Genomic DNA, 6,399 nt, shown 5'->3' with positions numbered 1-6,399 from the left:
GTGCAGCGGCTCGGAGGCGTCGAGGAAATCGGTCAGCGGGCTGCGCCGCTTCGGCGCGGCGCGGTCGTCATTCGCCGTCGGCGGCGTTTTCTGATCGGGAGATTTGGCCATGTCCCGAATATGGGATTTCCTGGCCAAAATGGAAAGAGCGCGGTGGGGAGAGGCGTGCCGGACAGCGCTGCTCCTGACAGCAGGCTGTCAGGAGCAGCGGGAGGGCGCCCGAAAGCCTCTTGTCGTTACACGCCCCTGGCGGCTGATGCGACCTGCGTCGCCGACCCGTTCAGGCGCGGCACCACGACGAGGCGTTTGATTTTGCCCTTCTTGAAAGCGGCGAGGAAGCGCGCATAGTCCTTGAAGGCGACGCAGCCGCTCGACTGGGCGTAGCGGCCCCGGAGCAGGTAGGTATGGGCCAGCAGGCCGTTGCGATTGTATTTGTTGCGGCCATCGACCGGTGTCAGGCGCAAGGCCTCCACTCCGTGGAAGCGCGACTCGCGCATCGACAGATTGTAGGTGTTGGGCGGCGTGGGTCCGCGATTCTTCTGGTCGGCATAACGCGGCTGGTCCGCCATGGCGCCGATGCCTGAATGCGCCTCCAGCCTCGAGCCGTCAGGCATGTAGACGGTCGCGCTGCTGATGTCGTACACGGCGACGCCATTGCCGGCTCCGCTCCTGGCGGCTGGCGAGTTGAAGAGGTTCCTGAACGCCTTGCCAAGGCCGCCCGAGGGCGTGTCGGGCTTGGCATAGGCCAGCACATCGCCGCCATCGGCCGGCCGGCCTTGCCGCGTCGGTTTTGCCGGCTGGGCCTGCTGGACCGTCTCGCGTGCCGGCTTCGGCTGCTGAACGGATTTCGGCTGCTGGACGGACTTAGGCTCCTGCTGGACCACTTTGGGCTGCGGCGCGTCGAATTGCGGACGCCGGGTCGGCAACGGCACGTCGTCGGTCAGAGCGTCCGGCAGGGAGGCGGCATCGCCGGGTTGATCCTGCTGGGTTTCGACGGGTGAAACCACGACATCGGCTGACGATTCCTCGATCGGCAGCGGTGAGGCGAACGCCTCGTCATCGGCCGGCAGGGACTGCACCAGAGCAAGCGCCAACTGCGAATTGTCCGGCGTACCGGATTGGGCAAAGCCCATCGGAGGCGGTGCGGTCTGAACGACCACCGAGTCGGTATCCAGCCGGGCGAAACGTTCGGCCGCCGGAACTGGCATGTTATCGGACAGGCTGGCTGTGAGCTGGACGGAGGGCACCAACGACGCCTCGGCAATTCGCGGTGCGACTGTGGAGATCACCGGGCGGGTGTTGGCACTGGCGGCAGGCTTTCCGGCATCGGCAAAGGCAGCGGCCAGCTTCATCGGCGAAAGCGACGCTTCCATGCGTTCGAAGCGCTCCTGCGCCTTCGACTTCACGGCGGCGGGCATCGGCTTTGCCTGCGCTACAAGGCGTTCGGATTTTTCCGCCCGCGCGCTTACCCTGGCCAGCTTGAAACAGCTGGCGCCGCACTGCACCGAATGATCATGCAGGGCCTGAGTGCCGCCATTGGCGTTGGCCAGCACGAAGGGTGCTTTCAAAAAGTGCTGTTTCAGCGGATCGGCAAGTGCGAGCGATCCCGGTGTCGACAGTGTCTGGGGCAGGCCAACCGAAGTTGCCGACAGAGAGGCGCCGACGGAACTGAGGCCAGCCATGGTGCCGATCAACCAAAGACCGATGGCGGTGCTGACGCAAGGCAGCGCGACCCAGCGGGCCACCCGGCCAGCGTTGAAGGAAGGGGAACGTGGAGCATCGACGAACTCGCCGCCCTCACGCTGTCCCCGGTTTTTTTTGTGTGTACTCAACAACGCCATGCAACCAATCTCGCTTCAATCGGTTTCCCCGTACGTGGCCTTGAGAGCCGCGACGACCATTCTGTGAGTGATCCCAGGTGGTCCCCGACGCGTTTGCCGCGTCTGTAGTTGGTTGCCGATTGCTTCAAAATATGGACAAAGTTGGTTAATCAATTCCTCTCAAAACCAACGACGAGATGTGGATTTTGGCCAAATCAGCCTTCGTCCACGGCCAGGAAAGTGGTGTTGTCGCCCTTCCGACCTGGTTTTGCTGCCTGTTTTTGGCGGCCGAGTCAAGCAAAACAGCCACTGCTAATTTTTACGCAGCGCCTCCGCGCGGTGTATGCAGCGAACCGACTGCCGGCAGACCTGCCTACAAAAGGCGCGCGTGTTTCCGGTAAAACCGTTGCCTGCCATGCTAGATTTCTCGCGGGAAGGCGGCCTCAAACGGCCCACCCTCAGTTGAACCAAAGCGCAAACGTCAAAAACCCGCCGCCGCCGAACTGGCGCTGGATCTGGTCGAAATCGTCGCTGGTCGCGAGCTCGCCGCTTTCGAGGTAGGGCGCGATGGCCGGGCCGGTGATCGACAGCACGAGATCGAAGTTTTTTGGCTCGTCGAAGAAGCGCTTCATGTTGATGCCAAGCCCAGTACTGGCGGTGACGCGGAAATGCGGCAGCAGCTTGCGGCCTTCCAGGAGATCCTCGGCCATGGTCAAGGCGGCGAGCCAGGCCTGGACCTGCTCCTCGCCGACTTCGAGGCCGGTGAGCGGGTTCTCGCCCTTCTGCTGCGGTCCAGGCAGCCATTCGCGGTCATTGTCGGTCTCGGCGCGGATCGCCTTCCAGTCCTCGCGCGACAGCCGGATCATTTCCAGCAGGTGGCGGCGCGCTGCTTGCCGGCGCTCCGGTTCGATCACCGGCCAGTTGACGAGATGCACCATCGAGATGAAATCGGCGATGCGCCATTCCGAGGAGAAGATGCTCGAGCCCATATCGCCGGCCGGCGGCACCAGAATATCCTGCAGCGGCAATTTGGCGCGCGGGAACAGCATGTGAAACGAGCCGTCGAAGGTGCTCCTGAAATCATGCGCAAGCCAGAAATCGGCCTGCGCCATCAGGAACTCGGCATAGCCCTGCAGCCAGTAGCCGTCGGCGCGGTCGAAGCGGAAGGTGAGCGTGGGGGCGGCGGCGTCCGACGAGATACCGCCGCGCGAGAGTGAGGCGATGATCGCCGCCATGCTCTCGTCCGGCGCGATGGTGCCGTCCTCGTTGAGGTCGATGCCGGCATGGGTGAGATCGATGACCATGCCGATATCGGCATCGGGCGGCACCGAGGCAAACGTGGCTGCGGATTTCTCCAGCCGGTCACGGAAGCCGACCAGGATGGCGCGGAACTGCTCGTAAGTGAGCGGCTCGGGATTGGGATTGTCGGGCACCGGCAACCGCATCAGCGGCAGCATGAAGGATTGCGGGCTTTCGAAACCATGACGGTGCAGGCCGGTGGCCAGGATCTCCAGTGCGGTAAAGAACTCGCCCGCCCCGGCCGCATAGGCGGATGCCGGGTCTTTTGGCGCGGCAGCCTCCAGCGTCGAGAGAGCGGTGTCGCGCGCGGCCACGGTCTTCGCCTCAAACAATGTGGTTGCCGCTTCTGGCATTGCCGCCGACGCGGAAGACAGCGGCAGGAGCAGAATGAAAGCGGATGTCAGCAGGCCTGCCAGTCGTGTCATCTTTTCCCCCCAATGTTTTGTCGCGCAGTGCAAACATACACCATTTGCAGCGCCGCGCTTCAACCCGCCCGGCGGACGGTCTACACAGGGCAAACAATTGGGCATCGCGTGTCGAATTATCCGTTTTCCTACAAGCTGTCCTGGCTGCCGCGTTTCCTGAAGCCGTCACTGGCCGGCGACGCTCAAGACTTTGCGCCGATGGCCGGGACGCTGATGGATCCACCGCCGAAGCAAGCGGTGCGGCTTGCCTTTGTCGGCGACATCTCGGCGGTGGCCAACCGCAGCGCGCCGGATTGCGATCCGGCGATCAAGGCGCTGCTCGGCGCTGCCGATCTGGTGATCGGCAATTGCGAAAGCCCTGTTGTGGACAGGCCAAGCGCGGTGCTGGGCACAAGGCTCGGCACGCATCATGCGATGAGCGAGCCGTTCCTGGCCGAGGCGCTGACGGCGGTTGGTGTTGCGCGCGAAAAACTCGTGCTGTCGCTGGCCAACAACCATGTGCTGGATCAGGGCATCGCCGGTTTCGACGAGACAATCGCGGCGTTGCTGCGGCTCGGCATCCGCACGATCGGCCTGGCCGACGGTCCGGTTGTACCGATTCAGGTTGGATCGCTTGATATCGGCTTCGCCGCCTTCACGCTGTGGCGGAACGCCGATGAAAAACTGTTTGCCGGGCGCGTTTCGATGGACAGCGATCCGGCGAGCTGGCCACCCGCTGGCTTGGACCTTCTCTGCGCCGTGCCGCATTGGGACTGGGAGTTCCGACATTTTCCGCGCGACGGGACGCGAGCGCTGGCCAGGCGGCTGGCCGGGCAGGGCGCCGGGCTGATCGCGGGCCATCATGCCCATGTCGTGCAGCCGGTGGAAAAGATTGACGGGACGATCGTCGCCTATGGGCTCGGCGATTTCCTCGGTACCGCCTTTGCCCGGCAGCCATGGCCGGGCCGCATCGGCTCTATCCTCGTTGTCGATGTCAGTGCCGATGCCGGTACGCGCGGCAGGATCGCGTCTTACCGGATGCATCCCTTCATGCGCCTGCGCGCTGGCGACCACGAGCGGCTGGTGTTGATGGAGGCTTTGGAGGGCCGAATGCGTGACAGGGTCGCGGAGCGACTGAAAGCGGTCTTCCCTTCTCCACCAACCGATGAAGGCGTTCCCGCTTAACCATCTGGCGGCCCTTGCAAAACCAACTATCATGCTCCCGCAGAGGCAGGATTGCGGGGGTAGCGGTGGAATCAGCGGATTTCATGCCGAGCGAAACGGTCATCGCCGGCATCCGAAAAGACATCGAGGCCTATGAAGCGGCGAGGGCTTCGGCGGTCCGGCAGGTGCGCTGGCGGGTGCCGGTGTTCGTGGGGCTGGTGCTGGTGGCCGTGGTGCTGGTCGCCTGGCTGTTCAACAAGGTCGCCGACCCCAACGAGCAATGGGTCTCGACGCCGCATGTATTTCTCTATGTGATCGGCTTCGCGGCTTCGATCCTGCTCTATTTCCAGGCCAGGAAACCGGCGACGCGGCTGCAGCAATCGTTCCGCGAGACGCTGCTGCCGATCATATTCGGCTTCATCGCCGACATGCGCTACCAGCATGGCGTGACGCCGAATTCCTTCGACCGGTTGCCGCGCACGGCGGTTGGTCCGTTCAACCGGCAGGCGTTCGACGACATCGTGGCGGGCCGCTATGAGGGGTTTCCGTTCGAACTGTACGAGGCGCATCTGCGGGAAGGGTCGGGCAAGGGCTCCTCGACCGCCTTCCAGGGCGTCATCGTCGCTTTCGAGACCATCGCGCCGTTTCCCGGCATATTGGTGGCGACGCGGCGGACCAACGCGGTGATCAGCTTCTTTCGCGGCATATTTGCCAGCAAGCTGCAAGAGCTGTCCAGCGGCGATGCTTTGCTCGATGCCGCCTACGAGTTCCGCACCGACAATCTCGGGGCGGCACAGCCATTGGTGAGCGGCCGGCTGGCGCAGGCGCTGAAATGGCTTGGCGAAACCTGGCCGGACGACCCAGCCCGCGTCGCGCTCAACGGCAGCGATGGTTTCCTACTGTTGCCGCAGACGAAGAACTTCTTCGAGCTGCCGGATATTTCGGTGCCGCTCGACTACAGCAGGCATGTCGCGCCGATGATATCGGACATGGGCGCGATGCTGGCGACGGCGGCACTTGTGCGCAAGATCGGCGCGAAGGACGAAGCGGGTTGATCGGGCTGCGCTTTCAGCACTCGAAGCCGTATTTGTCACGCATGTAGTCCGCCTCTTCTTTCGACATTTTGTTGAACATGACGCACACGGTGAAGCTGCCGACCTGACGTCCGCCGCGTGTGTATCCCCAGTCGGAAATATCGTCCCTGGTGAATTCTATGTTCTGGCCGAGGACGACGTTGTGCACTTCCTCCGGCTGGTTTGCCAATATGCCGACAAATCCGGTTTCGGTGCGGCGGAACGGTATGACCCAGAAGTGTTCGGTGACGTTGCCGTCCCGTACCTTGACCTTCAATTTGAACCTCTCTGTGTCGGCGGGAGGCGCCTCGGACAGTGCCAGGAAGTCGTCCAGGCTGGCGAGCGCCTGCGCGGTCGCCGCTGCCATCTCTGGGTCGCCGGGAGTGAAGATAATTGTTTTGTCGTCGCCCGGATCCGTGGCTTGTGCGCCGGCCAATCCTGGAGCAAACGCCAGCATCAGGGACATCGCAGTCCGGACTGCAAGCTTCATGGAAGGCCCCCCTTCATGTCAACGGTCGACACCATCCCGCATTCGACGTCGGTTTGCAACCGTAGCGCGAGTTTGATCAGCGTTGGCGTGGCGGTTTTTGAACTGATCCGCGAGACAAAATGTGTATCGACGATCGGTCAGCGCTCTGT

The 6,399-nt window shown here is 63.2% G+C and carries 5 protein-coding genes; 2 read left to right on the top strand and 3 right to left on the bottom strand.

Annotated elements, in window-relative coordinates:
- Nucleotides 1–236: 236 nt before the first annotated feature.
- Both EN990_RS26670 and EN990_RS26665 read right to left on the bottom strand, forming a co-directional pair.
- Entirely contained in the window at nucleotides 237–1,745 is a 1,509-nt protein-coding gene (locus tag EN990_RS26670) for a tlde1 domain-containing protein (protein ID WP_245469211.1), read from the bottom strand.
- A 533-nt stretch (nucleotides 1,746–2,278) separates the two neighbouring features.
- Nucleotides 2,279–3,544, bottom strand: a complete 1,266-nt coding sequence (locus tag EN990_RS26665; protein WP_127384777.1) for a hypothetical protein — start codon at nucleotides 3,542–3,544, stop codon at nucleotides 2,279–2,281.
- Between the two features lie 108 nt (nucleotides 3,545–3,652).
- Here EN990_RS26665 and EN990_RS26660 point away from each other — a divergent pair, with 108 nt between their 5' ends.
- The gene (locus EN990_RS26660) at nucleotides 3,653–4,708 is read left to right on the top strand and encodes a CapA family protein (protein ID WP_063168830.1); all 1,056 of its coding nucleotides are present in this window, start codon (nucleotides 3,653–3,655) and stop codon (nucleotides 4,706–4,708) included.
- Nucleotides 4,709–4,791: 83 nt separating this feature from the next.
- Entirely contained in the window at nucleotides 4,792–5,742 is a 951-nt protein-coding gene (locus tag EN990_RS26655; RefSeq protein ID WP_164747158.1) for a DUF3137 domain-containing protein, read from the top strand.
- A 13-nt stretch (nucleotides 5,743–5,755) separates the two neighbouring features.
- Here EN990_RS26655 and EN990_RS26650 read toward each other — a convergent pair whose 3' ends face one another.
- The gene (locus tag EN990_RS26650; RefSeq protein ID WP_127369748.1) at nucleotides 5,756–6,250 is read right to left on the bottom strand and encodes a DUF2314 domain-containing protein; all 495 of its coding nucleotides are present in this window, start codon (nucleotides 6,248–6,250) and stop codon (nucleotides 5,756–5,758) included.
- Nucleotides 6,251–6,399 lie beyond the last annotated feature (149 nt).

It is taken from the genome of Mesorhizobium sp. M7A.F.Ca.US.005.03.1.1 (assembly GCF_003997975.1).
In the GTDB taxonomy this organism is placed as follows: Bacteria; Pseudomonadota; Alphaproteobacteria; order Rhizobiales; family Rhizobiaceae; genus Mesorhizobium; species Mesorhizobium ciceri.
This window is presented reverse-complemented; position numbering and strand designations above follow the sequence as displayed.

Coding starts and splice junctions, on each gene's coding strand:
- EN990_RS26655 (WP_164747158.1), top strand. CDS start 4,792: ATGCCGAGCGAAACGGTCATCGCCGGCATCCGAAAAGACATCGAGGCC.
- EN990_RS26665 (WP_127384777.1), bottom strand. CDS start 3,544: ATGACACGACTGGCAGGCCTGCTGACATCCGCTTTCATTCTGCTCCTG.
- EN990_RS26650 (WP_127369748.1), bottom strand. CDS start 6,250: ATGAAGCTTGCAGTCCGGACTGCGATGTCCCTGATGCTGGCGTTTGCT.